The following is a 26,526-nucleotide window of genomic DNA, read 5'->3' as shown; positions in this document are numbered from 1 at the left end:
CTCAGGCCTTGGCCGTACCGGCTCCGGCGGCGTACCGCTCGTAGCCCTCGGCCTCGAGCTTGTCGGCCAGTTCCGGGCCGCCCTGCTCGACGATCCGACCGGCCACGAAGACGTGCACGAAGTCCGGCTTGATGTAGCGCAGGATCCGCGTGTAGTGGGTGATCAGCAGCACGCCGGTGTCTCCGGTGTCGCGGACCCGGTTGACGCCCTCGCTGACCACGCGCAGCGCGTCCACGTCGAGGCCGGAGTCGGTCTCGTCGAGGATCGCGATCTTCGGCTTGAGCAGCTCCAGTTGGACGATCTCGTGCCGCTTCTTCTCACCACCGGAGAAGCCCTCGTTGACGTTGCGCTGGGCGAACGCCGGGTCCATCTGGAGGCGCTCCATCGCGCCGCGCAGCTCGCCACCCCAGGTGCGCAGCTTCGGCGCCTCGCCGTCGATGGCGGTCTTGGCGGTACGCAGGAAGTTGGCGACCGAGACGCCGGGCACCTCGACCGGGTACTGCATGGCCAGGAAGAGGCCGGCGCGGGCGCGCTCGTCGACCGTCATGGCCAGCACGTCCTCGCCGTCGAGGGTCACCGAGCCGCCGGTGATCTCGTACTTGGGGTGGCCGGCGATCGAGTACGCCAGGGTGGACTTGCCGGAGCCGTTCGGGCCCATGATCGCGTGGGTTTGACCCGAATTGATCGTCAGGTTTACCCCATCCAGGATCGGCTTGAGCTCACCCTCGGGCAGCTTGACCGACACCTTCAGGTCGCGGATCTCCAGGGTGCTCATTATCGGGTCACTCCATTACTCGGCGTCAGGCTGAGGTAGATGTCGCCGTCGCGGACTTCGACGGGGTAGACGGGTACGGGTTCGGTGGCGGGCAGCCCGGTCGGCTCGCCGGTGCGCAGGTCGAAGCGCGAGCCGTGCAGCCAACACTCCAGCGTGCAGCCGTCGACCTCACCCTCGGAGAGGGCGACCGCGGCGTGCGAGCACTCGTCGTACGCGGCGTAGAACTCGCCGTCCTCGCCGTGCACCAGCGCGATCGGCGTGCCGTCGACATCCGCGCTGATCGCGGTGCCCTTCGGCACGTCCTCGGTGGAGCAGATCCGGATCATCAGGCGCCGGCCTTGGTGAGCCGGGCCTCGATCGCGTCGCCGAGGCGCTCGCGCAGCGACTCCACCGGAATCTTGTTGATCAGCTCGGCGAAGAAGCCGCGGACCACCAGGCGGCGGGCCTCGGCCTCCGGGATGCCCCGGGCCATCAGGTAGAACAGCTGCTCGTCGTCGAAGCGGCCGGTCGCGCTGGCGTGGCCGGCGCCGGCGATCTCGCCGGTCTCGATCTCCAGATTGGGTACGGAGTCCGCCCGCGCGCCGTCGGTGAGCAGCAGGTTCCGGTTGATCTCGTACGTGTCGGTGCCGGTCGCCTCGGCCTGGATGAGCACGTCACCCACCCAGACGGTGTGCGCGTCCGCGCCCTGCAGGGCGCCCCGGTAACCGACGTAGCTGCGGCAGTCCGGCACGTTGTGGTCGACCAGTTGCCGGTGCTCCAGGTGCTGACCGGAGTCGGCGAAGTAGACGCCGTACAGCTCGGCCTCGCCACCGCGGCCGGTGTATTCCACGCTGGTGAACTGCCGGACCAGGTCGCCGCCGAGGGTGACCTGGATGTGCACCACCCGGGCGTCCCGACCCAGCTTGATCTTGAGGTGTTGCGCGTGCACCGCGTCCTCGGCCCAGTCGGCCACGGTGACCAGGGTCAGCTTGGCCCCGTCGGCGACCGTCACCTCGACGTTGTCGGCCAGCGTGACCGAGCCCTCCTGGGAGAACACGACCGTGGCCTCCGCGAACCGCCCCACCTGCACCTGGGTGCGGGCCAGGGAGAGCTCCTCGGGGAACGCGCCCAGCAGCCGCACGACCACCGGCTCGGACACGACGGCCTCGGCCGCCACCTCGACCAGCGCCACCCGCGCCGCCCCACCGTGGGCCAGCGCGCTGACCCGGTCGACGGGCACCAGCACCGACGCGACGCTGGCGTCGGTCGGCTCGACGAGCCGCACCGACACCCCGGCCGGCAGGTTCGGGTGCTCCACGGTGACGCCCCGACCGGTGGCCGCGGACGTGTCCGCCGTGGCCAGGCCGCGGAGGCGCTTGAGCGGGGTGAAACGCCACTCCTCCTCCAGGCCGGTGAGGGCCGGGAAGTCGGCGACGTCGTACGAGCGCAGCGCCTGCGACTTGGTGCTGGGCGGCGGCGCGGAAGCCTGGGTAGTCATTTCTTCCTTGGTCTGTTCTGTTCTGCCACAACGATGTCAGGTCGGCCGGAAGGGATCAGCCGGCGTCAGCCGACCGCGCCCTCCATCTGGAGTTCGATCAGGCGGTTGAGCTCCAGGGCGTACTCCATCGGGAGTTCCTTGGCGATCGGCTCGATGAAGCCACGGACGATCATGGCCATCGCCTCGTCCTCGCTCAGGCCCCGGCTCATCAGGTAGAAGAGCTGGTCGTCGCTGATCTTGGAGACGGTCGCCTCGTGCCCCATCGACACGTCGTCCTCGCGGATGTCGACGTACGGGTAGGTGTCCGAGCGGGAGATCGTGTCGACCAGCAGCGCGTCGCACTTGACCGTGCTCCGGCTGTGGTGCGAGCCCTCCAGCACCTGCACCAGACCCCGGTACGAGGTGCGGCCGCCGCCCCGGGCGATCGACTTGGAGATGATCGTCGAGGAGGTGTGCGGCGCGGCGTGCACCATCTTGGCGCCGGCGTCCTGGTGCTGGCCCTCGCCGGCCATCGCCACCGAGAGCACCTCGCCCTTGGCGTGCTCGCCGGTCATGTAGACCGCCGGGTACTTCATGGTCACCTTGGAGCCGATGTTGCCGTCGACCCACTCCATGGTCGCGCCCTCGTGGCAGACGGCGCGCTTGGTGACCAGGTTGTAGACGTTGTTCGACCAGTTCTGGATGGTCGTGTAGCGGCAGCGCGCGTTCTTCTTGACGATGATCTCCACGACCGCGCTGTGCAGCGAGTCGGAAGAGTAGAGCGGCGCGGTGCAGCCCTCGACGTAGTGCACGTACGCACCCTCGTCGACGATGATCAGCGTCCGCTCGAACTGGCCCATGTTCTCCGTGTTGATCCGGAAGTAGGCCTGCAGCGGGATCTCCACCTGCACGCCCTTCGGCACGTAGATGAACGAGCCACCGGACCACACGGAAGTGTTCAGCGCGGCGAACTTGTTGTCGCCGACCGGGATCACCGTGCCGAAGTATTCCTTGAAGACGTCCTCGTGCTCGCGCAGCGCCGTGTCGGTGTCCAGGAAGAGGACGCCCTGCTCCTCAAGGTCCTCACGGATCTTGTGGTAGACGACCTCGGACTCGTACTGCGCCGCGACGCCGGCGACCAGCCGCTGCTTCTCCGCCTCCGGGATGCCCAGCCGGTCGTAGGTGTTCTTGATGTCCTCGGGCAGGTCCTCCCAGCTGGTGGCCTGCTTCTCGGTGGACCGCACGAAGTACTTGATGTTGTCGAAGTCGATGCCGGTGAGGTCCGCGCCCCAGGCTGGCATCGGCTTGCGGCCGAACAGCCGAAGACCCTTCAGGCGCAGGTCGAGCATCCAGGCCGGCTCGTTCTTCTTGGCCGAGATGTCCCGCACCACGGCCTCGTTGATGCCGCGCTGGGCGACCGCCCCGGCGGCGTCCGAGTCGGACCAGCCGTACTCGTAGCGGCCCAGGGCGGCGAGCTGCTCTTCCTGGGTCAGGGGCTGGACGATCTGCTCGGTCATCTATCTGTCCTCACAGTGGTGACGGGATTACCGGACTGGGCGCGGCTCGGCTGGGTCGGGATGTGCGTGGTGCACACCCCGTCGCCGTGCGCGATGGTGGCCAGGCGCTGCACGTGGGTGCCGACCAGGCGGGAGATCACCGCGGTTTCGGCCTCGCACAGCTGGGGAAACTCGGCGGCCACGTGAGCCACCGGGCAGTGGTGTTGGCAGAGCTGACCGCCGGAGGCGATCGTGGTCGCGTTGGCAGCGTAACCCTCGGAGGTGAGCGCTCCGGCGAGTGCCTCCGCCCGCGCGAGGGGGTCGTCGCCCGCGTCCTCCATGGCGGCCCGGCAGCGCGACTCCAGGGCGGACACCTGCTCGGTGGCGAACGCCTCGACCGCGTCCGAGCCACCGCTGCGGGCGATCCAGCGCAGCGCGGCGGTGGCCATGTTGTCGTAGTGGTGGGTGCCACAGCGGCCCCGGGCCGCCTCGGTCAGCATGAACACCTTGGCCGGGCGACCCCGGCCACGGCTGCCCTGCACCGTCTGCTCGCGGGACACGACGTCGCCGTCGGCGAGCATCGCGTCCAGGTGCCGGCGGATCGCCGCCGGGCTCAGGCCCAACGCCAGGCCGAGCTGCGCGGCGGTGGTAGCACCCCGCTCCAGCAGCAGCTGGGTGACCCGGTCGCGGGTGGAGACCTCGGTCGCCGCGGTGCCGCCGAACGGGCCAGGCGTGGTCACGACGGGAGCGGACAGGGCCGCACCGACGGCCACAGCGGCCGTCGGCTGTCGCCCGGAGAGCGCCGCCGCGTTTTTCACAACGCCAACGTTACGTAATTACCTGGAGGGTCGCAAACCCGGGTCCCGGTGATCCGAACCACCGAGCCGGCAGAGTCGGACGAACCTCGATCACTACGGTGCGTAGGATTTGCGCCGTGAACCGATTCGTCCGTCCGGTCTCCGGCATCCTGCTGCGCCGCCTCGCGCTCGCCTCCATCATCGCGAACGTGGGCATCGTCGTCACCGGCGGGGCCGTCCGACTGACCGCCTCGGGCCTCGGCTGCCCCACCTGGCCCCGGTGCACCGACACCTCGTACGTCAACACGGCCGAGATGGGCGTGCACGGGGTGATCGAGTTCGGCAACCGGATGCTGACCTTCGCGGTGGGCCTGATCGCGCTCGCCACCCTGCTGGCCGTGCTGGCACACCGCCCGCGCCGGCCCGGGCTGCTGGCGTTGGCCGTCGCGGTCTTCCTGGGCATTCCCGCCCAGGCGGTGCTCGGTGGCATCACCGTGCTCACCAACCTCAACCCGTGGGTGGTCGGGCTGCACTTCCTCGCCTCGATGGCGGTGATCGCCGCCGCGTACGCCCTCTGGCGACGCATCGGCGACCCGGACGGCCCGACCGTGGCCGTGGTTCCCGCGCCTCTGCGCACCCTGGCCCGGATCACCACCGGCGTCAGCGTCGCCGTGCTGGTCATCGGCACCTGGGTGACCGGCAGCGGCCCACACGCCGGCGACCACGGCGCGGCCCGCAACGGGCTCGACCCGGAGTCGATCTCCCAGGTGCATGCCGACAGCGTCTTCCTGCTGCTCGGCCTCACGGTGGCGCTGATCTTCGCGTTCCGCGCGGTCGGCGCGCAGCGGGCCACCCGGGCCGCGATGGTCCTGCTCGCGGTGGAGTTGGGCCAGGGCGTCATCGGCTTCGTGCAGTACTTCACCCACGTGCCGGCGATCCTGGTCGGCGCGCACATGCTCGGTTCGTGTCTGGTGCTGCTGGCCACCCTCTCGGTGCAGTGGTCGACGCGTGAGCGCCGTCCGGTCGCGCCGGCACCAGAGACGACCCCGACCGAATCCGCTGCCCCGGTCCCGGTCAACGCCTGACCCACGCGGGTCCGCGCCAACGTGGGCGATCCTGGACTACCGACACTCTCGGCAGGCGGCCGGCGCGGCTCAGTGGCGGCGGGACAGGTGGGTGACGATGGCCTCGGCGAGGCGATCGGGGGCACCGTCGGCGTACCCGATGAAGAGTGACGGCTCGGTCAGCTCCAGCTCGACCAGGACCGGCTCACCATCCGGGCCGGGGATCAGGTCGACCCGGGCGTAGAGCAGCCGCCGCGTGCCGCCGGGCACCGCGGCGAGGGTCTTCTCGGCCACCGCCAACTGTTCGGGTCGAGCGGTGCGGGCGCTGATCTCCTCGGCCTTGTAGAGCCCCTCCGGGCCGAGATCCGGCCCGGTCAGCATCGGGCCCTTGCGGATCGCGTGGCTGAACGTGAGCCCGTCCGAGCCGGCCAGGAAGAGCAGTGCCGTCTCGCCCTCGGTGTCGACGGCGCGCAGGTACGGCTGGACCATGGTCACCCGGCCGGCGTCGGACAGCCGGCGGACGTGCGCCGTGGCCAGGGCCCGGTGCTCCGGGTCCGCCAGGTCGTAGCGGCCGGTGTCCTGGCTGCCGACGCTGACGGCGGGCTTGAGCACGTACTCGCCGCTCTCGGCGGGCGGCTGCCAGGCCTCCCCCGGCGCCACCCAGGACGTCGGCGCGGTCGGCACCCCGGAGGCGCTCAGCTCGGCCAGGTAGCGCTTGTCGGTGTTCCAGCGGACCACGTCGGCCGGGTTGAGCAGCGCTGGGACGGAGGCCGCCCAGTCGACGAACTCGTCGCGGCGCAGCGCGTAGTCCCAGGGTGAGCGGAGCACCGCCAGGTCGTAGGCGGGCCAGTCGACGTCGGGGTCGTCCCAGACCGCGGGCTCGACGGCAACGCCACGGGCTGCGAGCGGGGCGAGGACCAGCCGGTCGTCCGGGTCCAGGTCTGCCAGCTCGGCACAGGTAACGAGAGCGGCCCGGGGTTTCCCCCGGGCCGACTGGTGGTGGTTGGTCAATTCAGGTGTCTATTCAGCGGGCCATCGTGCGCCGGGCCATCGACCGCCAGAGGTCGTTGCTCGGACGCATCTGGTCCATCAGTTCACGCTCCCAGGCGTTCTCGACGGTGACTCCCGCCTTGGCGCACGCCTCCCGGGCGGTGACGGTGTCGTCGGCGAACTGGTCGCCCCACTCACCGTCGGAGCCCACGAGAACGATTCGCGCGCCACGCTTGCCGACGTACTCGATGACCGCCTTCGCGCCGCCGTGCCCGGCGGCGAACGACTTGAGGCCCGCGACCAAGCCCTGCGGTGCCTGGTCGCTGGTGGTCTGCTCGGCCGTCAGCGTCGTATCGGAACCATCTGCCATGACGCGAAGCCTAAGCAGAGTTCCACTCGTGCGGGCGAGAACCATGAAGCTTTTGTGATGCCAATTACCTACAGGTTTAAGGAAGAGCACAGGTTGTCTGCCCGGATATATCCGGACTTTTACCCGTGAACCTCCCGGTCAAATCGACCTCGACAGGCCGCAGGTTGAGTCGATCCGACTCATGGCGAAAGTTACTCTGATGTGACGTTAAACCAGGACAACTCATCCATCACCATGACTAGTAACGGGATTCCCGGCGCCGTCGAAGGCCGAGCGCGCGGGGACCGCGCGGCGCGCGTCAGATCAGCGCGTCGAGCGCGACGGCCACGAAGACGATCGTCAGGTACGTCGTCGACCAGTGGAACAGTCGCATCGGCTTGACCGCCTCGCCGCGCGTCGCCCGACGGCAGAGCCGGTGCGCCTCGACGATGAAGATGGCGCCCACCACGAGGGTCGGCACGCCGTAGATCGCGCTGAGCCCCAGCGGCCAGACGGCGAGCGAGGTGAGCACCGTGAGCCAGGCGAAGATCAGGATCTCGGCGTTCACCCGGCGGGTGGAGGCCACCACGGGCAGCATCGGGATGCCGGCCCGCGCGTAGTCGTCCTTGTACTTCATCGCGAGGGGGTAGAAGTGCGGCATCTGCCAGAAGAAGACCACCGCGAACAGCCCCCAGGCGGCCGGAGCCAGCGAGCCGGTCACCGCCGCCCACCCGATGAGCACCGGAGCGGCACCGCAGGCGCCGCCCCAGAACGTGTTCGTCGGGGTGGAGCGCTTGAGCCACATCGTGTAGACGACGTCGTAGTAGACGATCGCGGCGAGGGTCAGCCCTGCGGCGAGCAGGTTGGTGAACGCCGCCATCAGGACGATCGAGATCGCCGCCAGCACCAGACCGAAGACCAGCGCGCTGCGCGGCGACACGGTGTGCGCCGGCAGCGGCCGACGCTTGGTACGCCGCATCAACTGGTCGATGTCCCGGTCGATGTAGCAGTTGAGGACGCTGGCCGCGCCGGCGGCGAGCGAGCCGCCGATCAGCACCACGGCCATCAGCCACAGCGACGGCAGGCCCCCCTCGGCGAGCATCATCGCCGGAATGGTGGTGACCAGCAGCAGCTCCACGATCCGCGGCTTGGTGAGCGCCACGTACGCCGAGACGACCGCGCGCACGTTCCGCCGCGCCACCGGACGCTCGCCCGAGCGCGCCGGGGGCTGCCCGGCGGGATTGCTCGCGGGGCGCTCGGTGATCATGCTCACGGATTGCCACCTTCCGGCCTCGGCCTGGGGAGATTGGTTCGGCGGACCGCTGCGGGCCTGCACACCGACCCACACACTACGCGTCGTCGTTTTGGCTGCCCGGCCGACCCGACAACGGTGCGAGCCGTCACACCACCGGGTTGAACGACTCAGCGCCCGATCCCGTACCGCAGACCATGCAGAGATCCCCGGGCGGACGTTTAGTCACGCTCGATAAGGTCACCAGTGAGGGTTCCGCCCATCTGCCGAGGAGCACAACCATCGTGGCTGCCAATCGACCCGCGCACTCCGAACTCAACTGGTCCGACCTCGATCGCCGGGCTGTCGACACCGTCCGCGTGCTGGCCATGGATGCCGTGGAGAAATCCGGCAACGGCCACCCGGGCACCGCGATGAGCCTCGCGCCCGCGGCCTACCTTCTCTTCAACCGCGTGATGCGGCACAACCCGGCCGACCCGAACTGGGCCGGCCGCGACCGGTTCGTGCTCTCCGCCGGGCACTCCAGCCTGACCCTCTACATCCAGCTGTTCCTGTCCGGCTACCCGCTGAGCCTGGACGACCTGAAGTCGCTGCGGCAGTGGGGCTCGCTCACCCCGGGTCACCCCGAGCACGGCCACACGCCGGGCGTGGAGACCACCACCGGTCCGCTCGGGCAGGGCCTCGGCAACGCGGTAGGCATGGCCATGGCGGCCCGCCGCGAGCGCGGCCTGTTCGACCCGGAGGCCGAGCCCGGCACGTCGGTCTTCGACCACGACATCTGGTGCATCGTCTCCGACGGTGACATCGAGGAGGGCATCAGCCACGAGGCCAGCGCCCTGGCCGGGCACCAGCAGCTGGGCAACCTCACCGTGGTCTACGACGACAACGAGATCTCGATCGAGGACGACACCCGGATCGCCAAGAGCGAGGACGTGGCGGCCCGCTACGAGGCGTACGGCTGGCACGTGCAGACCGTCGACTGGCGTAGCGGTGACGCCGACCAGGGTGACTACCACGAGGACGCCGAGGCCCTGCACCGGGCGCTGGTGGCGGCCAAGGCCGAGACCGGGCGTCCCTCCTTCATCGCGTTGCGCACCATCATCGGCTGGCCCGCGCCGAACAAGCAGAACACCGGCAAGATCCACGGGTCGGCGCTCGGCGCCGACGAGGTGAAGGCCACCAAGCAGATCCTCGGCTTCGACCCGGAGCAGACCTTCGAGGTCAACGAGGAGGTGCTCGGCCACGCCCGGCAGGTGATGAGCCGCGGCTCCGAGGCGCAGCAGGAGTGGACCACCGCGTTCGACGCCTGGAAGAAGGCCAACCCGGAGCGCGCGGCGCTCTACGAGCGGATGGCCGGCCGGGTGCTGCCGGACGGCTGGGCCGACGCGCTGCCCACCTTCCCCGCCGACGCCAAGGGCGTGGCCACCCGCGCCGCGTCCGGCAAGGTGCTGGAGGCTCTCGCGCCGGTGCTGCCGGAGCTGTGGGGTGGTTCGGCCGACCTGGCCGAGAGCAACAACACCACCATGAAGGGCGAGCCGTCGTTCATTCCGGCCACGCACGCCACCAAGGACTTCCCGGGCCACGAGTACGGCCGCACGCTGCACTTCGGCATCCGCGAGCACGCCATGGGCGCCATCCTGAACGGCATCGCCCTGCACGGCGGCACCCGCCCGTACGGCGGCACGTTCCTGGTGTTCAGCGACTACATGCGTCCGTCGGTGCGCCTGGCCGCGTTGATGAAGCTGCCGGTGACGTACGTCTGGACGCACGACTCGATCGGCCTGGGCGAGGACGGCCCGACCCACCAGCCGGTGGAGCACCTGACCGCGCTGCGCGCCATCCCGGGCCTGGACGTGGTCCGCCCGGCGGACGCCAACGAGACCGCCTGGGCGTGGCGGATGACGCTGGAGCACACCGACCGGCCGACCGCGCTGGCGCTGAGCCGTCAGCCGCTGCCGACCCTCGACCGGGCCGTGCTGGGTGGCGCGGACGGCGTGGCCAAGGGTGGCTACGTGCTGGCCGAGGCGTCCAATGGCAAGCCGCAGGTGATCATCGTCGGCACCGGCTCCGAGGTGCAGCTCTGCCTGACCGCCCGGGAGCGGCTGGAGGCCGACGGCACCCCGACCCGGGTGGTGTCGATGCCCTGCCAGGAGTGGTTCTACGAGCAGGATGAGGCCTACCGGGAGTCGGTCCTTCCGCGCGGGGTAAAGGCACGGGTGAGCGTGGAGGCGGGCATCGCGATGTCCTGGCGCGGCATCGTCGGTGACCTCGGCGAGAGCGTCAGCCTGGAGCACTACGGGGCGAGCGCCCCGCACACCGTGCTCTTCGAGCAGTTCGGGTTCACCCCCGACCGGATCGTGGCGGCGGCGCACGCCTCGCTGGCCCGGGTGGGCGACATCACCGGTTTCACGACCGGCAACTGAGGGAGCGTGGACGGCATGACCGACAAGCTGAACGAACTCACCGCCGCGGGCGTGGCGGTCTGGCTCGACGATCTGTCCCGGGTACGACTCAGCTCCGGTGGGCTGGACCAGCTCCGGCGGGAGAAGCACGTCGCCGGGGTCACCACCAACCCGACGATCTTCGCAAAGGCGCTGAGCGACGCAGACGAGTACAACTGGCAGTTGCGCGACCTCGCCGTCCGTGGCGTGGAGGTCGAGGAGTCGGTGCGCATGCTCACCACGTACGACGTGCGGTGGGCGTGCGACGTGATGCGCCCGTCGTACGACGGGAGCGACGGCGTGGACGGGCGGGTCTCGATCGAGGTGGACCCGCGCCTGGCGCACGAGAGTGACCGGACGGTCGCCGAGGCCAAGGCGCTGTGGTGGCTGGTCGACCGGCCCAACCTCTTCATCAAGATCCCGGCCACCGAGGCGGGGCTGCCGGCGATCACCGCCACGCTCGCCGAGGGCATCAGTGTCAACGTGACGCTGATCTTCGGACTGGACCGCTACTCGGCGGTGATGGAGGCGTTCCTGGCCGGCCTGGAGCAGGCCAAGGCCAACGGGCACGACCTGTCCACCATCGGCTCGGTGGCGTCGTTCTTCGTCTCCCGCGTCGACTCCGAGGTCGACAAGCGATTGGATCGGATGGCCGACAAGGCTTCCGACACCGCAGGCAAAGAGCGCGCGCTGGGACTGAAGGGGCGCGCCGCTGTCGCGAACGCCCAGCTGGCGTACGAGCGCTACTCCGAGGTGTTCTCCTCCGACCGCTGGAAGGCGCTCGCCGCTGCCGGCGCGCACCCGCAGCGGCCGCTGTGGGCGTCCACGTCGACGAAGAACCCGGACTACCGCGACGTGATCTACGTCGAGGAGCTGATCGCCCCCGGCACGGTCAACACCATGCCGGAGTCGGTCATCCACGCGTACGCCGATCATGGCGAGACCCGCGCGGACACCATCACCGGCGCCTACGACGCGGCCCGGACGGTCTTCACGGACCTGGAGTCGGTCGGGGTGGACATGGCCGACGTGATCGCCACCCTGGAGCGCGAGGGCGTGGAGAAGTTCGAGGCCAGCTGGCAGGAGCTGCTCGACGGCGTCCGCAAGTCGCTGGAGGCGGCGGCGAAGGGCACCGGCGCACCGAACAAGGCCGCCAAGGGCAACGCGAAGGCCGCGGAGAAGGCCGGTGGTAACGCATGAGTGACCTTCTCGCAGGGCCCGTGGAGGCCGCCGGTGGTCTCGCCGTCCACGGCGCGGACGCGGTGGACAAGTCCGCGCCCGCCTCGACGCGGGAAGCGCTGGTCAAGGCCGGGGTTCCCGGTCGACTCGCGGCCAAGGACGCGGGCCTGTGGGGTCCGGACGCCGAGGCCGAGGCGAAGATCCGCCTCGGCTGGGTGGACACCCACCGGCACAGCCGGGAGCTGCTGGCGCAGTTGGCCGAGCTGACCGCGGAACTGGCCGACCTGGACCACGTGGTGCTTGCCGGCATGGGTGGCTCGTCGCTGGCCCCCGAGGTGATCACCCGGACCCTGGGCCGGCCGCTGACCGTGCTGGACACCACCGACCCGGGCCAGGTCCGGGCCGCCCTCGGTGACCGGCTGGAGCGCACCGTCGTGGTGGTGGCCAGCAAGTCCGGTTCGACGGTGGAGACCGACAGCCATCGGCGTGCCTACTGGCAGGCGTTCCTGGACGCGGGGATGAGCGAGGCGGAGGCCGGCCGGCACTTCGTCATCGTCACCGACCCGGGCTCGCCGCTGGCGACCACCGCCACCGAGATGGGCGCGTTCACCGTGCTCGCCGACCCGAACGTGGGCGGCCGGTACTCGGCGCTCACCGCGTTCGGGCTGGTCCCCTCCGCACTGGCCGGGGTCGAGGTCGCCGAACTGCTCGACCAGGCCGACGCGCTGGCCCAGTCCCTCGCCGGGGACCGCGACAACCCGGCGCTGGCGCTGGGCGCCGCGCTCGGTGCCGCCGCGACGCTGGCCCGCGACAAGGTCGCCCTGGTGTCCGACGGCACCGGCATCGACGGGCTCGGCGACTGGGCCGAGCAACTCATCGCTGAGTCGACCGGCAAGGCCGGGGTGGGCATCCTGCCGGTGGTGGTGGAATCCCCGCAGAGCCCGGGCGCCACCGGGCCGGACGTGCTGACCATCAGCTACGGCGGCGCGCTGGGCGCCGGTGACGTGCCCGGCGGCGGCGCCAACCCGGACGTGGCCGTGAACGGCCCGCTCGGCGCGCAGTTCCTGGCCTGGGAGTACGCCACCGCCGTGGCCGGCGTGGTGCTCGGCATCGACCCGTTCAACCAGCCGAATGTCACCGAGTCCAAGGAGAACACCAACAAGCTCCTGGCGTCGGGCCTGCCGGCGGAGTCGCCGTCGTTCACCGAGGGCGCGATCGAGGTGTACGCGCCGCAGGGCGCCCCGGGTGACCTGGCCGGTGTGCTGCGCTGGCTGCTCGACGGGCTGGGCGACGACGGCTACCTGGCCACGATGGCGTACCTGGACCGCTTCGCCGACGCCGACGCGGCCCGGCTGCGGCCGCTGCTGGCCGAGGCGAGCGGCCGTCCGGTCACCTTCGGTTGGGGGCCACGGTTCCTGCACTCCACCGGCCAGTACCACAAGGGTGGCCCGCAGGTGGGCAGCTACCTGCAGGTGACCGGCGCGGTCGCGGAGGACCTGGCGGTGCCGGGCAAGCCGTACACCTTCGGGGAGCTGCAGGCGGCGCAGGCCGCCGGGGACCGGCAGGCCCTCGCGGGCCGGGAGCGGCCCGTCCTGTGGCTGCACCTGACCGACCGGGCCGCCGGCATCGCCCAACTGCTCGACGCGGCCGGTGAGCTGCGAACGTGAGGATGGACGATGTGACTGACGCGGAGCGAGAAGGCGGCGTGAACCCGCTGCGCGACCCGCAGGACCGCCGGTTGCCCCGGATCCCCGAGCCGTGCGCTCTGGTGATCTTCGGGGTGACCGGCGACCTGGCCCGTAAGAAGCTGTTGCCCGCCGTCTACGACCTGGCGAACCGGGGGCTGCTGCCGCCGGGTTTCGTGGTGCTCGGCTTCGCCCGGCGGGACTGGGGCGACGGCGACTTCGAGACCCTCGCCTGCGAGGCGGCCCGCAAGCACGCCCGTACCCCCTGGCGGGACGAGGTCTGGGCGCGGCTGGCCGGCAACATCAAGTTCGTGGGCGGGTCCTTCGACGACGACGCCGCCTTCGACCATCTCGCGTCGACGCTTGACGAGCTGCGTCAGACCCACGGCATCACCGGCAACGCGGCGTTCTACTTCTCCATCCCGCCGGCCGCGTTCCCCGTCGTGCTCAAGCAGTTGGCCCGCACCGGGATGGCCGACAACGACAAGTCCGGCGGTTGGCGCCGGGTGGTGGTGGAGAAGCCCTTCGGCAACGACCTGCCGTCGGCCAAGGCGCTCAACGACCTGGTCGACGACGTGTTCACCCGCCAGGACGTCTTCCGGATCGACCACTACCTGGGCAAGGAGACGGTTCAGAACATCCTCGCCCTGCGGTTCGCCAACAACCTGTTCGAGCCGCTGTGGAACTCCAAGTACGTCGACTCGGTGCAGATCACCATGGCCGAGGACGTCGGCATCGGCAGCCGTGCCGGCTTCTACGACACTGTCGGCACCGCCCGCGACGTGCTCCAGAACCACCTGCTCCAACTCCTGGCTCTGGTGGCCATGGAGGAGCCGACCAGCTTCGACGCCGACGAGATCCGGGCCGAGAAGCTGAAGGTGCTCAAGGCGATCACCCTGCCGAAGGACGTGGCCCGGGACACCGTCCGCGGCCAGTACCTGCCCGGTTGGGTCGGCGGCGAGCGCGCGGTCGGTTACCTGGATGAGGACGGCGTGCCGGCCGAATCCACCACGGAGACGTACGTGGCGGTGCGGCTGGGCATCCAGAACCGCCGCTGGGCCGGGGTGCCGTTCTACATCCGGGCCGGCAAGCGGCTGCCCCGGCGGGTCACCGAGGTCGCCATCATGTTCAAGAAGGCGCCGCACCTGCCGTTCAACGACGCCGACATGGAGTCGTTGGGCAACAACCAGTTGGTGATCCGGGTGCAGCCGGACGAGGGCGTGGTGCTCAAGTTCGGCTCGAAGGTGCCCGGCACCACCATGGAGGTCCGCGACATCGCGATGGACTTCCAGTACGGCGAGGCGTTCACCGAGTCCAGCCCGGAGGCGTACGAGCGACTGGTGCTGGACGTGCTGATCGGCGACCGCACGCTGTTCCCGGACGCGGCCGAGGTCGAGCAGAGCTGGCAGGTGATCGACCCGCTGGAGCATGCCTGGGAGGGCACCAAGCCGGAGCCGTACCGCGCCGGCGAGTGGGGGCCGCGGGCGGCTGACGAGATGCTGGCCCGCGAGGGCCGGGCGTGGCGGCGCGCGTGAGCGAGCAGACCAGGAGGCTCCAGTGATCGGGCTGTGGGACACCACCGGCAACGAGGTGGTCAAGGCGCTCGCCGCCGAGCGGCGCAGCGCCGGCGGTGTGGCCAGCGGGATGGCGCTCACCCTCATCGTGGTGGTGGACGAGAAGCGGGTGCGGGAGGCGGAGGCGGCGGCGACGATCGCCGCGGCCGCTCACCCGTGCCGACTGCTGGTGGTGGTCCGCTCCGACATCGAGCGGGACCGCAACCGGCTGGACGCGGAGATCGTGGTCGGCGGCCGGCTCGGGCCGTGCGAGGCGGTCGTCACCCGGATGTACGGGCGGCTCGCCCTGCACGCCGAGTCGGTGGTGATGCCGCTGCTGGTGCCGGACGTACCGGTGGTGACCTGGTGGCACGGTGAACCTCCGGCGGAGATCGCCACCGACTTCCTCGGCGTGGTCGCCGACCGGCGGATCACCGACAGCGCGCAGGCGGCCGACCCGATCGCCGCGCTGCGGCAGCGGGCGCACGACTACGCGCCGGGTGACACCGATCTGGCGTGGACGCGCATCACCCCGTGGCGGACCCTCGTCGCCGGGGCGTTCGACACCACCCAGGCGAAGGTCACCGAGGCGACGGTGGTCGCGCCGTCCAGCGACCCGACCGCGGAGCTGATGGTCGGCTGGCTGTCCAGCCGGCTGGGCATCACCCCCCGCCGGGTAGACACCAACGAGTTCCCCCGGATGCGGGAGGTGCAGTTGAGCTGCGCCAACGGCGACCAGCTCACGCTGACCCGCGAGGACAGCATGGCGGTGTTCCGACGGACCGGCCAGGACGACCGGACACTGCCACTGGTCCGCCGGCCGCTCGGTGACGAGCTGGCCGAGGAACTGCGCCGCCTGGACGCCGACCAGGTGTACGCGGAGGCGCTGGGCGCGACCGTCGGGTTGCGCGGGCTGGAGCAGCGCTCTCCGCAGCGGGTGCACGTCTGGAAGGATCCGGCCACCGCCCAGCGCGCGGAGGCCGGGGTGACCGCGCACACCGGCACGAGCGAGCGCTGAGCCCGGTCGTCCGGAGCACGACAGCGGGGCGGGGCCGGGACGCTCCCGGCTTCCGCCCCGGCACCTCCGGGGCAGACCGCCCCGGCACGATGCGACAGCGACCGCCGCGTGCGGTCGGGAAACGAAGGCACAACCGATGAGTGAGGCGAGTGTCGCCGTTCACGCCGACGCCGACCTGCTGGCGCAGGCCGTGGCGGCTCGGCTGCTGGTGAAGCTGCTCGACGCCCAGGCCGACCGGGGTGAGGCCTCGGTGGTGCTCACCGGTGGGCGGGTCGCCGCGGCCGTGTACCGCGCGGTGGGGCAGCTGCCGGCCCGCGACGCGGTGGACTGGTCCCGGGTCGACGTGTGGTGGGGCGACGAGCGGTTCCTGCCCGCCGGAGATCCGGAGCGCAACGAGACCCAGGCCCGCGCCGCCCTGCTGGACATGGTGCCGCTGGACCCGGCCCGGGTGCACCCGATGCCGGCGTCGGACGGCCCGGCCGGCAACGACCCCGAGGCGGCCGCCGCGCTGTACGCGGAGGAGTTGGCCCGCGCCGCCCGGCCCGCCGCGCTGCCGCACTTCGACGTGCTGATGCTGGGCGTCGGGGAGGACGGGCACATCGCCTCGATCTTCCCGGGGCACCCGGTGCACTACGAGACCCGGCCGGTCAGCGCGGTGCGGGGCAGCCCGAAGCCGCCGCCGGTGCGGACCACGCTCACCCTGCCGACGATCAACACCGCCGAGGAGGTCTGGCTCGTAGCCGGCGGCGCGGACAAGGCCCGCGCGGTGGGCATGGCGCTCGCCGGGGCCGGTCCGGTGCAGTTGCCGGCCGCCGGGGTCCACGGCGTGGACCGTACCCGTTGGCTGCTGGACCGGGCGGCGGCCGTCGACGTGCCCGCCCGCCTGCGCAGCCTGCGCTGAATCGAATCGAAGGGCCCCTCGTTCGCGAGGGGCCCTTCGTCTCACTCGCCCCGGCGGCGGCGCAGCGCGGCGAGTGCCTCGGCCAGCAGCGCCTCACCCTCCTCGGCGGTACGCCGCTCCTTCACGTACGCCAGATGGCTCTTGTACGGTTCGGCGCGCACCCGACCGGGTGGGTTCTGCTCGTCCTGGCCGGCGGGAAGCCCGCAGCGCGGGCAGTCCCACACCGGCGGCGCCGCAGCCTCCGCCGCGATCCGGATGTCGGTCCGGTGGTCGTTGCGGCACCAGTAGGTGACGTCCCGTCGCGGGGCGGGATGGTGTCGCTCGTCCGGGCGGATCGGTGCGGACCCGACCCGGGCGCCTCGGATGACGTTGCCACTTGGCACGGCTGCTCGCTCCTGTCGTCGGAGGGGACCCGCCGCCGTCAGGGATGGGCGGCGGGCGACGCGGTGTGCAGCGGAGAAAAGCCTGCGCGCGGCCCGTCGAGGTGACGGACCGCGCGCAGATTGTACGGCTTGACGAGCCTGCTCAGGCAACGCCGCTCATCTGGAGGCGAAGCCAGAGCCCCAGCCCGACGATGGCAGCGAACCAGACAACGCCCACCAGAACGGTGTAACGGTCCAGGTTCTTCTCGGCCACCGAGGAGCCGGCGAGGCTGGAGCTGACGCCACCGCCGAACATGCTCGACAGACCGCCGCCCTTGCCGCGGTGCAGCAGGATGAGCAAGGTGAGCAGGATGCTCGTGATGACCAGCAACACGATCAACGTGTATGCGAACCAGATCGGCATGGCTGGGGGCAGTCCTCTCGTAGCGATCCTCGCCCGGTCTGATCGGGCACGGCGGCACCGACCGGCGGACGGGCGGTGTCAAGGATAGCGAGCGATCAGCGGGCGATGTGCTCGGGGAACCGGCAGATCTGCGCGAATTCCTCCGCGTCCAGGCTGGCGCCCCCCACGAGGGCACCGTCCACGTCCGGCTGCCCCATGATCGAGGCGACGTTGGACGCCTTGACCGAGCCGCCGTACAGGACCCTGACCTGGTCGGCGGTCTCCTGGTCGAACCGCTCGGCAAGCCGCTGACGGACCGCCGCGCAGACCTCCTGGGCGTCCTCCGGGGTGGCCGTCTTGCCGGTGCCGATCGCCCACACCGGCTCGTACGCGACCACGACCTGGCGGACCTGCTCGGCGGTGAGGCCGGCGAGGCCCCCGTCGAGCTGGTCGGAGCAGTGCGCCACGTGGGTGCCCTGCTCGCGGACGTCCAACCCCTCCCCCACGCAGAGGATCGGGGTCAGGCCGTGCGTGAGCGCCGCCTTCACCTTGGCGTTGACCACCGTGTCGTCCTCGTGGTGGTAGGCCCGCCGCTCGGAGTGCCCGACCGCCACGTACGTGCAGCCGAGCTTGGCGAGCATCGCGCCGGAGATGTCCCCGGTGTACGCGCCCCCGGCGTGCGGGGAGAGGTCCTGCCCGCCGTAGCCGATCAGCAGCTTGTCCCCGTCCACCGCGGTCTGCACCGTGCGCAGGTCGGTGAACGGCGGCAGCACCACCGTCTCGACCTCGGTGAGCTGCTTCTCGTTCAGGCTCGCGGCCAGCTTCTGCACGAGCAGGTTGGCCTCGAGGTGGTTGAGGTTCATCTTCCAGTTGCCGGCCATCAACGGCCGACGGGTCGTGCTCGCCATTCAGTTCTCCAGGGCCGCGATGCCGGGGAGGGCCTTGCCCTCGAGATACTCCAGGGAGGCGCCGCCGCCGGTGGAGATGTGGTTGAAACTCGACTCGTCCAGCCCGAGGGCACGCACCGCCGCGGCGGAGTCGCCGCCACCGACGACGCTGAACGCGTCCGCCTTGGTGATCGCCTCGGCGATCCCCCGGGTGCCGGCCGCGAACGCCGCCATCTCGAACACGCCCATCGGACCGTTCCAGAAGATCGTCTTCGCCTGCGACAGCGCGGCGGCGAAGCCGGCCACCGTCTCCGGGCCGATGTCCAGGCCGAGCCGGTGACTCGGGATGCCGTCGACGCGGACCGTGTCGTGCGCGGCGTCCGGCGCGAACGCATCCGCGACCACCACGTCGACCGGAAGCATGATCTTGCCCGAGGACCGCTCCAGCAGGTTGCGGCAGGTCTCGACCATGTCCTCCTCCAGCAGCGAGGTGCCCACCTCCAGGCCCTGGGCCTTGAGGAAGGTGAAGCACATCCCGCCGCCGATGAGCAGCCGGTCGACCGTCGGCAGCAGCGCCTCGATCACCGCCAGCTTGTCGGAGACCTTGGACCCGCCGAGCACCACCACGTACGGCCGCTCGGGCTCGCTGGTGAGCGTGGAGAGAACCTCGACCTCGCGCAGCACCAGCCGACCGGCGACGTGCGGCAGCCGCGCCGGCACGTCGTAGACACTGGCGTGCTTGCGGTGCACGGCGCCGAACGCGTCGTCGACGTAGGCGTCGCCGAACGCGGCGAGCTGGTCGGCGAACGCGCCCCGCTCGGCCTCGTCCTTGCTGGTCTCACCGGCGTTGAAACGCAGGTTCTCCAGCAGGGCGACCTGGCCGTCGGCCAGGCCCTCGACAGTGGAACGGGCGGAGTCACCAACCGTGTCGGTGGCGAAGTGCACCGGCGCGCCGAGCAGCTCGCCGAGCCGCCCGGCGACCGGGCTGAGGCTGAACTGCGGGGCCGGAGCGCCCTTCGGGCGGCCCAGGTGCGAGCAGACGACCACCTTGGCGCCGGCCTCGACCAGCGCACCGAGGGTCGGCAGCACCGCGCGGATCCGGCCGTCGTCGGTGATGGCACCGGTCTGCTTGTCGAGCGGGACGTTCAGGTCGGCGCGTACCAGCACGCGCCGACCCGACACCCCCTCGGCGAGCAGGTCGTCGAGGGTCCGGATGCTCACAGCGAGCTACCGACCAACTTGACCAGGTCGACGAGCCGGTTGGAGTAGCCCCACTCGTTGTCGTACCAGCCGACGACCTTGACCTGGTTGCCGACCACCTTGGTCAGCGGCGCGTCGAAGATGCACGACGCCGGGTCGGTGACGATGTCGCTGGAGACGATCGGGTCCTCGTTGTAGACCAGGATGCCCTTGAGCGGGCCGTCCGCGGCGGCCTTCAGCGCGGCGTTGACCTCGTCCACGGTGGTCTCACGACCCACGTTGACGGTCAGGTCGGTGACCGAGCCGGTGGGGATCGGCACCCGCAGCGCGTACCCGTCGAGCTTGCCCTTCAGGTCCGGCAGCACCAGGCCGATGGCCTTCGCGGCGCCGGTCGAGGTCGGCACGATGTTCAGCGCGGCGGCCCGGGCCCGACGCAGGTCCGAGTGCGGCGCGTCCTGGAGGTTCTGGTCCTGGGTGTACGCGTGGATCGTCGTCATCAGACCGTGCTGGATGCCGAACGTGTCGTGCAGGACCTTCGCCATCGGAGCGAGGCAGTTGGTGGTGCACGAAGCGTTGGAGATGATGGTGTGCTTCGCCGGGTCGTAGGTGTCGTGGTTGACACCCATGACGACGGTGACGTCCTCGTTCTTCGCCGGAGCGGAGATGATGACCTTCTTGGCGCCGCCGTCGACGTGCGCCTTGGCCTTGGTGGCGTCGGTGAAGAAGCCGGTCGACTCGATGACGACGTCGACACCGAGGTCGCCCCACGGCAGCTTCGACGGGTCCCGCTCGGCGTACGCCTTGATGGTCTTGCCCCCGACGGTGATCTCGTCGGCGGTGGCCTTGACCTCGTGCGGCAGGCGACCGAGGATGCTGTCGTACTTGAGCAGGTGGGCGAGCGTGGCGTTGTCGGTCAGGTCGTTCACCGCCACGACCTCGACGTCGGCGCCCGACGCCAGCACTGCCCGGAAGAAGTTACGGCCGATCCGGCCGAAGCCGTTGATGCCAACCCGGATGGTCACAGGTCCCATCTCCTCGCGTTCTGGTCCGCCGGCTGCGACAACGGGCCGGCGAAGTGGTGTGCGCCGACCGCTGGAGCCGGCCGTTGACGGTTCATCTCGGCCACCCCGCCGCGGTCTGAGGACCTGACCGCCCGAGGCGGTAAGCACGACGAGGAGTGCCTGTGTCGGCCCCCTTGCCGTACTCAGCGACCATATCCGAGCGTGCGGGACCACGCTGCGCCGGGTCGTGCCCCGGACGCACCGTGCGGCCCTACCGCCCTATCAGACCACGAGCATGTCGGGCGTGACGGCTGCTTCGGTATCCGGGATGCCCAGGTCGCGGGCTCGCTTGTCGGCCAGCGCCAGCAGCCGGCGGATCCGCCCGGCGATGGCGTCCTTGGTCAACGGCGGCTCGGCCAGCGCCCCCAACTCCTCCAGCGACGCCTGCCGGTGCTCCAGGCGCAGCCGGCCCGCGTCGGTCAGGTGGTTGGGCGCCTCGTCGGCGAGGATCTCCAGTGCCCGGGTCACCCGGGCCGCCGCGGCCACCGCCGCCCGCGCCGAACGGCGCAGGTTCGCGTCGTCGAAGTTGGCCAGCCGGTTGGCCGTGGCCCGCACCTCACGGCGGACCCGGCGCTCCTCCCAGGCCAGCACGCTGGAGTGCGCGCCGATGCGGGTGAGCAGCGCGGCGATCGCGTCACCGTCCTTGACCACCACCCGGTCCACCCCGCGTACCTCACGGTTCTTCGCGGTGATGCCGATCCGGCGGGCGGCGCCGACCAGCGCCAGCGCCGACTCCGGGCCGGGGCAGGTGATCTCCAGTGCGCTGGAGCGGCCGGGCTCGGTGAGCGAGCCGTGCGCCATGAACGCCCCCCGCCAGGCCGACACGGCGCAGCAGACGTTCGCCGCCACCACGTGCGGGGGCAGCCCGCGTACCGGCCGGCCGCGCACGTCCAGCAGGCCGGTCTGCCGCGCGAGCGCCTCGCCGTCCTTGACCACCCGGACGATGAAGTGGCTGCCCTTGCGCAGCCCGCCGGAGGCCAGCACATGGATCTCGCTGGGATAGCCGTAGACCTCCGCGATCTCCCGGCGCAACCGGCGCGCCACCGCGCCGGTGTCCAGCTCAGCCTCCACCACCACGCGGCCGGAGACGATGTGCAGCCCGCCGGCGAAGCGCAGCAGCGCGGCCATCTCCGCCCGCCGGCAGCAGGGCTTGGGCACGTCGACCCGACTCAGCTCGTCCTTGACCGCGGCCGTCATCGCCATTGTGCGTCCCCTCACGGACCTGTTCCGGCGTGTCGCCGGAGATTACGTACGTGTCTAACGATCGGCACCCAGGACAGGCACCAGCGCGGCGCCCAGGGCAGCCGGATCATGGCGGGGAGTGCCGTCGGTAACGGCGACGGGGGCGAGGACCAGGCGGGCACCCAGCGATTCTGCCGCACGTTCGACCGGTTCGGGGTCACCCACCGCCTTGGCGTCGGCGAGCACGAGATCCACCTTGAGCTCGGGAAGGTACCAGTGCAGCGCCGCGAGATGATCGGCGACGGAGAGCCCGAGGGTCTCCTTCTCGGCAGCCAGGTTCAGGGTGACCAGCCGCCGGGCGGAGCTGGACACGATCGCGTCGGCCAACTGCGGCACCAGCAGGTGCGGCAGGACACTCGTGTACCAACTGCCCGGCCCGAAGATCAACCAGTCCGCCGCGCCGATCGCCGCGAGGGCCTCGGCGCAGGCCGCCGGGGCGGCCGGAGTGAGCCGCAGCGACTCGACCCGCCCGGTGGTGACCGCCACCTGGTGCTGGCCGCGTACCGTGCACACCTCGTCCGGGGCGGCCGGGTCCGCGCCGCGCACCCGCGCCTCGATGTCGACCGGCTGACGCGACATCGGCAGCACCCGACCGACCGTGCCGAGCATCGCCCCCGCGTGTTCCAGCGCCGCCACCGGGTCCCCGAGCAGCTCCATCAGGCCGCAGAGCACCAGGTTGCCCACCGCGTGCCCGGCCAGCCCGTCGGCGCGGGCCGGGTTCGGGTCGGTCGCGCTCCCCTGTGGTACGCCGACAGCCAGCGCGCCGGCGAAGCGGTGCTGGAACAACCCGGCACTGCGTCGGGTGGCCGGATGGTCACCGGCCAACGCGACAAGTGCCTGCCGCAGGTCGCCCGGCGGCAGACCGCCCCGTTCGGCGCGCAGCCGTCCGCTGGAACCACCGTCGTCACCGACAGTGACCACGGCGGTGATGTCCAGGTCGAGTTCGGGGGCGCAGTGGCGCAGCGCCCGCAGCGACGCGGACAGCCCGTGCCCACCGCCGAACGCCACCACCCTGCGCGCCGTCATTCCCGCCCCAGGTCGCGGTGCTGGGCGTTGGCCGCCAGCCCGGACTGACGCAGCCGGCCGGCCAGCTCCTCGGCGATGGCCACGCTGCGGTGCTTGCCGCCGGTGCAGCCCACGGCCACCGTCAGGTACCGCTTGCCCTCCCGCTCGAACCCCGTGGTGGTGGCGTTGACCAGGTCGGCGTACGAGCCGACGAACGCGTCCGCGCCCTCCTGGCCCAGCACGTACGCGCTGACCGCCTCCTCCCGCCCGGTGTGCTCCCGCAGCTCCGGCACCCAGTACGGGTTGGGCAGGAACCGGGCGTCCAACACGAAGTCGGCGTCGGGCGGCAGGCCGTACTTGAAGCCGAACGACAGCACGGTGACCCGCAGCCGGCGGGCGTCCTCGCCGCCGAACAGCTCCTCGATGCGCCGACGAAGCTGGTTGACGTTGAGATGGCTGGTGTCGATGATCACGTCAGCCTGGTCGCGGGCCTCCTCCAACAACCCGCGCTCCACGGCGATGCCGTCGGCCAACCGCCCGTCGCCCTGCAACGGGTGCGAGCGCCGGACACTCTCGAACCGTCGGATCAGCACCTCGTCGTCGGCGTCGACGAAGACCACCCGGGGCGAGAAACCGCGCTCCTTGAGCTCACGGATCGCCCCGACCAGGTCGGTGGAGAAGGCGCGGGAGCGCACGTCCAGCACCATCGCGGTACGCCGGGCCGCGCCGCCGGCCTTGAACGCCAGCTCCGCCATGTCCAACATCAGCGCCTGCGGCAGGTTGTCCACCACGTAGTAGCCGACGTTCTCCAGCGCCCGGGCGACGGTGCTGCGGCCACCGCCGGAGAGCCCGGTGACCACCACGAGGGTGGTCTCCGACTCGGCTGTCGGTTGCCCGTCGGTCGCCGCCGGGTCGTCGATCCGGTCAGCGGCTGTGCGCGCCTCGCTCACCCGTACCCCCAAGCCGTGGCGCCGCGACCGCCATCGGCCGCGAATGGTCAATCAGCGACTCTATCTCCCCGGCCGCGTCGCGACGGGTATGCGTCGCGGGGACGACCGGGAACGTCGGCCGGGGCACCCCGGGTGCGCCGGGCGGGCGGTGTCGGGGTGGGCTCGTAGACTCCCCGGATGGCTTCCCCCACCGACCTGCGGACCGAGGGCGCGCTGCCGGTGCTGCGCCGGGTGTTCGGCTACGACGCCTTCCGCGGCTTCCAGCAGGAGGTCATCGACCACGTCGTGTCCGGCGGCGACGCGCTGGTGCTCATGCCCACCGGCGGCGGCAAGTCGCTGTGCTACCAGATCCCGGCCCTGGTCCGCGACGGTGTCGCCGTCGTCGTCTCCCCGCTGATCGCGCTCATGCAGGACCAGGTGGACGCGCTCACCGCAGTCGGCGTCCGGGCCAGCTTCCTCAACTCGACCCAGACGCTCGACGCTCGGCGCCGGGTCGAGGCGGCCTTCGTCGCCGGCGAGCTGGACCTGCTCTACCTGGCCCCGGAGGCGCTCGGCGTCCGGTCCACCCTCGCCCTGCTGGACCGGGGGCGCATCTCCCTGTTCGCGATCGACGAGGCGCACTGCGTGTCCCAGTGGGGGCACGACTTCCGGCCCGACTACCTCGCGCTGTCGATGCTGCACGAGCGCTGGCCGCAGGTCCCCCGCATCGCGCTGACCGCCACCGCGACGAGCGCCACCCGCACCGAGATCGCCACCCGCCTCAATCTCGACGACGCCCGGCACTTCGTGGCCAGCTTCGACCGGCCCAACATCCAGTACCGGATCGTGCCCAAACGGGAGCCGCGTAAGCAACTGCTGGCCCTGCTGCGCGACGAGCACCCCGGCGACGCCGGCATCGTCTACTGCCTGTCCCGCGCCTCGGTGGACAAGACGGCGGAGTTCCTCACCGCCAACGGCATCGCCGCCCTGCCGTACCATGCCGGCCTGGACGCGGCCACCCGCGCCGCCAACCAGCAGCGCTTCCTGCGCGAGGACGGCCTGGTCATGGTCGCCACCATCGCCTTCGGCATGGGCATCGACAAGCCGGACGTCCGCTTCGTCGCCCACCTCGACCTGCCCAAGTCGGTCGAGGGCTACTACCAGGAGACCGGCCGCGCCGGCCGCGACGGGCTGCCGTCCACCGCCTGGCTGGCGTACGGGCTGCAGGACGTCGTCCAGCAGCGCAAGATGATCGAGACGTCGGACGGCGACCTCGCCCACCGCCGCAACCTCGCCGCACACCTGGACGCGATGCTCGCGCTCTGCGAGACGGTGCGCTGCCGGCGGGTCCAACTGCTCGAATACTTCGGCGAGACCACGACGGCGGCCTGCGGCAACTGCGACACCTGCCTCAACCCACCGGAATCCTGGGACGGCACGGTCGCCGCCCAGAAGTTGCTCTCCACCGTCTTCCGGCTGGACCGCGAGCGCAACCAGCGGTTCGGCGCAGGGCACTGCATCGACATCCTGCTCGGCAAACAGACCGACAAGATCACTCAGCACGGTCACGACTCGCTGACCGTCTTCGGCATCGGCACCGAGCTGAGCGAGGCCGAGTGGCGCGGCGTGGTCCGGCAGGTGCTCGCCGAAGGGCTGCTCGCCGTGGAGGGCGATTACGGCACGCTGGCCCTGACCGAGGCGAGCGCCGACGTGCTGGGCCGCCGACGTGTCGTGACAATGCGCCGCGAACCGGAGAGGCCCGCGTCGAGTCGCTCGTCGAAGCCGCGCGGCGCGGCCACCGTGGTCGCCGACCTGACGCCGGCCGCCGCGTCGCTGTTCGAACGGCTGCGCGCCTGGCGGGCGGCCACCGCCAAGGAGCAGGGCCTCCCGGCGTACGTGATCTTCCACGACGCCACCCTGCGCCAGATCGCCAGCGACGCGCCCGCCTCGCTGACCGAGCTGTCGCGGGTCAGCGGGGTCGGTGAGAGCAAGCTCGCCAAGTACGGCGAGCAGATCCTGACCGTCCTCGCCGCCGAGACCAGCCCGGCCTGATCACACCCGGGGTCTCGTGTCCGGCCCCGCACCACGTGGCCGCCGACGCCCGGCGGCCACGTGGCCCGCGTTCGGCGGCTGACGCTGACCAGTGGGCGTCAACCGGCTCGGCGGATGGGTGTCGGGGCGTGTGCGTTTGTTGTCGGCCGCGCCTCGTCCGGTGGGGCGACCGGGTGACTGCCTGGTCACGGCGTGTCCGCTGTTGGACCCGACCGGATCGGGGCAATGGGGTTGGCGTGCTTTGGAGCTGATGTCGTAGACGAATCATTCGGCGCATCTTCTTCGACGCCGCCCGCGTGCGGCGGGTGCCCTGGCTCGCGTGCGGGCGTGCACCTGGCTCGCGTGCGGGCGTGCACCTGGCTCGCGTGCGGGCGTGCACCTGGCTCGCGTGCGGGCGTGCACCTGGCTCGCGTGCGGGCGTGCACCTCG

General features: G+C 71.2%; 24 protein-coding genes. 8 read left to right on the top strand and 16 right to left on the bottom strand.

The features are described 5' to 3' along the window. Position 1 precedes the first annotated feature (1 nt). The 5 genes from sufC to ABZ780_RS30810 all read right to left on the bottom strand — a co-directional run bounded on the left by sufC (position 2) and on the right by ABZ780_RS30810 (position 4,467). A complete protein-coding gene (sufC, locus tag ABZ780_RS30830; RefSeq protein ID WP_357488289.1) occupies positions 2-775 on the bottom strand; it encodes a Fe-S cluster assembly ATPase SufC in 774 nt (257 codons plus the stop codon). Further along, positions 775-1,101 (bottom strand): non-heme iron oxygenase ferredoxin subunit, encoded by a 327-nt coding sequence (locus ABZ780_RS30825; RefSeq protein ID WP_279518066.1) that lies wholly within the window; start codon positions 1,099-1,101, stop codon positions 775-777. Before ABZ780_RS30825 ends, sufC begins: the two co-directional genes overlap by 1 nt. After that, positions 1,101-2,252 carry a Fe-S cluster assembly protein SufD gene (gene sufD, locus ABZ780_RS30820; protein ID WP_357488288.1) on the bottom strand — a complete coding sequence of 384 codons (1,152 nt, stop codon included), beginning with the start codon at positions 2,250-2,252 and terminating at the stop codon, positions 1,101-1,103. Before sufD ends, ABZ780_RS30825 begins: the two co-directional genes overlap by 1 nt. A 65-nt stretch (positions 2,253-2,317) precedes the next feature. Further along, the gene (gene sufB / locus ABZ780_RS30815) at positions 2,318-3,748 is read right to left on the bottom strand and encodes a Fe-S cluster assembly protein SufB (RefSeq protein WP_357488287.1); all 1,431 of its coding nucleotides are present in this window, start codon (positions 3,746-3,748) and stop codon (positions 2,318-2,320) included. Beyond that, a complete protein-coding gene (locus ABZ780_RS30810; RefSeq protein WP_357488286.1) occupies positions 3,745-4,467 on the bottom strand; it encodes a transcriptional regulator in 723 nt (240 codons plus the stop codon). The genes sufB and ABZ780_RS30810 overlap by 4 nt, the downstream gene beginning before the upstream one ends. Before the next feature lie 176 nt (positions 4,468-4,643). Between ABZ780_RS30810 and ABZ780_RS30805 the strand changes: the two genes are divergently transcribed. Then, on the top strand, positions 4,644-5,609 hold the full coding sequence (locus ABZ780_RS30805) for a COX15/CtaA family protein (protein WP_357488285.1): 966 nt from the start codon (positions 4,644-4,646) through the stop codon (positions 5,607-5,609). Positions 5,610-5,678: 69 nt separating this feature from the next. On the opposite strand, the gene ABZ780_RS30800 is transcribed toward ABZ780_RS30805, so the two are convergent. From ABZ780_RS30800 to ABZ780_RS30790, 3 genes are all read right to left on the bottom strand, one after another. Then, positions 5,679-6,599 carry a hypothetical protein gene (locus ABZ780_RS30800; protein ID WP_357488284.1) on the bottom strand — a complete coding sequence of 307 codons (921 nt, stop codon included), beginning with the start codon at positions 6,597-6,599 and terminating at the stop codon, positions 5,679-5,681. A 13-nt stretch (positions 6,600-6,612) separates the two neighbouring features. Further along, a complete protein-coding gene (locus tag ABZ780_RS30795; protein WP_357012886.1) occupies positions 6,613-6,948 on the bottom strand; it encodes a hypothetical protein in 336 nt (111 codons plus the stop codon). 298 nt (positions 6,949-7,246) lie between these two features. Next, a complete protein-coding gene (locus ABZ780_RS30790) occupies positions 7,247-8,200 on the bottom strand; it encodes a heme o synthase (protein WP_357012887.1) in 954 nt (317 codons plus the stop codon). A 263-nt stretch (positions 8,201-8,463) separates the two neighbouring features. Between ABZ780_RS30790 and tkt the strand changes: the two genes are divergently transcribed. From tkt to pgl, 6 genes are all read left to right on the top strand, one after another. Further along, a complete protein-coding gene (gene tkt, locus ABZ780_RS30785; protein WP_357012888.1) occupies positions 8,464-10,602 on the top strand; it encodes a transketolase in 2,139 nt (712 codons plus the stop codon). A 15-nt stretch (positions 10,603-10,617) separates the two neighbouring features. Beyond that, positions 10,618-11,820: a transaldolase gene (gene tal, locus ABZ780_RS30780; RefSeq protein WP_357488283.1), complete on the top strand. Its 1,203-nt coding sequence runs from the start codon at positions 10,618-10,620 to the stop codon at positions 11,818-11,820. Continuing rightward, positions 11,817-13,466, top strand: a complete 1,650-nt coding sequence (locus ABZ780_RS30775) for a glucose-6-phosphate isomerase (protein ID WP_357488282.1) — start codon at positions 11,817-11,819, stop codon at positions 13,464-13,466. The genes tal and ABZ780_RS30775 overlap by 4 nt, the downstream gene beginning before the upstream one ends. Before the next feature lie 2 nt (positions 13,467-13,468). Further along, a complete protein-coding gene (zwf, locus tag ABZ780_RS30770) occupies positions 13,469-15,019 on the top strand; it encodes a glucose-6-phosphate dehydrogenase (protein WP_357012891.1) in 1,551 nt (516 codons plus the stop codon). A 22-nt stretch (positions 15,020-15,041) separates the two neighbouring features. Next, on the top strand, positions 15,042-16,055 hold the full coding sequence (locus tag ABZ780_RS30765) for a glucose-6-phosphate dehydrogenase assembly protein OpcA (protein WP_357488281.1): 1,014 nt from the start codon (positions 15,042-15,044) through the stop codon (positions 16,053-16,055). Between the two features lie 136 nt (positions 16,056-16,191). Continuing rightward, complete coding sequence (pgl, locus tag ABZ780_RS30760; RefSeq protein ID WP_357488280.1) at positions 16,192-16,956, top strand: 6-phosphogluconolactonase; 765 nt, start codon at positions 16,192-16,194, stop codon at positions 16,954-16,956. A 41-nt stretch (positions 16,957-16,997) separates the two neighbouring features. Here pgl and ABZ780_RS30755 read toward each other — a convergent pair whose 3' ends face one another. The 8 genes from ABZ780_RS30755 to rapZ all read right to left on the bottom strand — a co-directional run bounded on the left by ABZ780_RS30755 (position 16,998) and on the right by rapZ (position 24,036). Further along, a complete protein-coding gene (locus ABZ780_RS30755; protein WP_357012894.1) occupies positions 16,998-17,339 on the bottom strand; it encodes an RNA polymerase-binding protein RbpA in 342 nt (113 codons plus the stop codon). A gap of 142 nt (positions 17,340-17,481) precedes the next feature. After that, a complete protein-coding gene (gene secG / locus ABZ780_RS30750; protein WP_357012895.1) occupies positions 17,482-17,742 on the bottom strand; it encodes a preprotein translocase subunit SecG in 261 nt (86 codons plus the stop codon). Positions 17,743-17,837: 95 nt separating this feature from the next. After that, positions 17,838-18,629: a triose-phosphate isomerase gene (gene tpiA / locus ABZ780_RS30745; RefSeq protein ID WP_357012896.1), complete on the bottom strand. Its 792-nt coding sequence runs from the start codon at positions 18,627-18,629 to the stop codon at positions 17,838-17,840. Then, positions 18,630-19,829 carry a phosphoglycerate kinase gene (locus ABZ780_RS30740; RefSeq protein WP_357012897.1) on the bottom strand — a complete coding sequence of 400 codons (1,200 nt, stop codon included), beginning with the start codon at positions 19,827-19,829 and terminating at the stop codon, positions 18,630-18,632. Further along, positions 19,826-20,830, bottom strand: coding sequence for a type I glyceraldehyde-3-phosphate dehydrogenase (gap, locus tag ABZ780_RS30735; RefSeq protein ID WP_357012898.1), 1,005 nt, complete (start codon positions 20,828-20,830; stop codon positions 19,826-19,828). The genes ABZ780_RS30740 and gap overlap by 4 nt, the downstream gene beginning before the upstream one ends. Positions 20,831-21,091: 261 nt before the next feature. Continuing rightward, positions 21,092-22,072, bottom strand: a complete 981-nt coding sequence (whiA, locus tag ABZ780_RS30730; protein ID WP_074312802.1) for a DNA-binding protein WhiA — start codon at positions 22,070-22,072, stop codon at positions 21,092-21,094. A gap of 54 nt (positions 22,073-22,126) precedes the next feature. Continuing rightward, on the bottom strand, positions 22,127-23,137 hold the full coding sequence (locus tag ABZ780_RS30725; protein WP_357488279.1) for a 2-phospho-L-lactate transferase CofD family protein: 1,011 nt from the start codon (positions 23,135-23,137) through the stop codon (positions 22,127-22,129). Then, positions 23,134-24,036: an RNase adapter RapZ gene (gene rapZ / locus ABZ780_RS30720; RefSeq protein ID WP_357012905.1), complete on the bottom strand. Its 903-nt coding sequence runs from the start codon at positions 24,034-24,036 to the stop codon at positions 23,134-23,136. Before rapZ ends, ABZ780_RS30725 begins: the two co-directional genes overlap by 4 nt. A 207-nt stretch (positions 24,037-24,243) precedes the next feature. On the opposite strand from rapZ, the gene recQ reads away from it, so the two are divergent. Continuing rightward, positions 24,244-26,097 (top strand): DNA helicase RecQ, encoded by a 1,854-nt coding sequence (gene recQ, locus ABZ780_RS30715; RefSeq protein WP_357012900.1) that lies wholly within the window; start codon positions 24,244-24,246, stop codon positions 26,095-26,097. The last annotated feature ends 429 nt before the right edge of the window (positions 26,098-26,526 follow it).

Origin of the sequence: Micromonospora sp. NPDC047467 (genome assembly GCF_040643095.1) — a bacterium.
Lineage (GTDB): Bacteria > Actinomycetota > Actinomycetes > Mycobacteriales > Micromonosporaceae > Micromonospora.
Note: the sequence above shows the minus strand (reverse complement) of the source record. Positions and strands in the feature narration are given on the sequence as shown.

Excerpts from the sequence above, each read along its gene's own strand:
- sufC (WP_357488289.1), bottom strand. The coding sequence starts at position 775 with ATGAGCACCCTGGAGATCCGCGACCTGAAGGTGTCGGTCAAGCTGCCC.
- ABZ780_RS30825 (WP_279518066.1), bottom strand. The coding sequence starts at position 1,101 with ATGATCCGGATCTGCTCCACCGAGGACGTGCCGAAGGGCACCGCGATC.
- sufD (WP_357488288.1), bottom strand. The coding sequence starts at position 2,252 with ATGACTACCCAGGCTTCCGCGCCGCCGCCCAGCACCAAGTCGCAGGCG.
- sufB (WP_357488287.1), bottom strand. The coding sequence starts at position 3,748 with ATGACCGAGCAGATCGTCCAGCCCCTGACCCAGGAAGAGCAGCTCGCC.
- ABZ780_RS30795 (WP_357012886.1), bottom strand. The coding sequence starts at position 6,948 with ATGGCAGATGGTTCCGATACGACGCTGACGGCCGAGCAGACCACCAGC.
- tal (WP_357488283.1), top strand. The coding sequence starts at position 10,618 with ATGACCGACAAGCTGAACGAACTCACCGCCGCGGGCGTGGCGGTCTGG.
- ABZ780_RS30775 (WP_357488282.1), top strand. The coding sequence starts at position 11,817 with ATGAGTGACCTTCTCGCAGGGCCCGTGGAGGCCGCCGGTGGTCTCGCC.
- zwf (WP_357012891.1), top strand. The coding sequence starts at position 13,469 with ATGGACGATGTGACTGACGCGGAGCGAGAAGGCGGCGTGAACCCGCTG.
- pgl (WP_357488280.1), top strand. The coding sequence starts at position 16,192 with ATGAGTGAGGCGAGTGTCGCCGTTCACGCCGACGCCGACCTGCTGGCG.
- secG (WP_357012895.1), bottom strand. The coding sequence starts at position 17,742 with ATGCCGATCTGGTTCGCATACACGTTGATCGTGTTGCTGGTCATCACG.
- tpiA (WP_357012896.1), bottom strand. The coding sequence starts at position 18,629 with ATGGCGAGCACGACCCGTCGGCCGTTGATGGCCGGCAACTGGAAGATG.
- whiA (WP_074312802.1), bottom strand. The coding sequence starts at position 22,072 with ATGGCGATGACGGCCGCGGTCAAGGACGAGCTGAGTCGGGTCGACGTG.
- ABZ780_RS30725 (WP_357488279.1), bottom strand. The coding sequence starts at position 23,137 with ATGACGGCGCGCAGGGTGGTGGCGTTCGGCGGTGGGCACGGGCTGTCC.
- recQ (WP_357012900.1), top strand. The coding sequence starts at position 24,244 with ATGGCTTCCCCCACCGACCTGCGGACCGAGGGCGCGCTGCCGGTGCTG.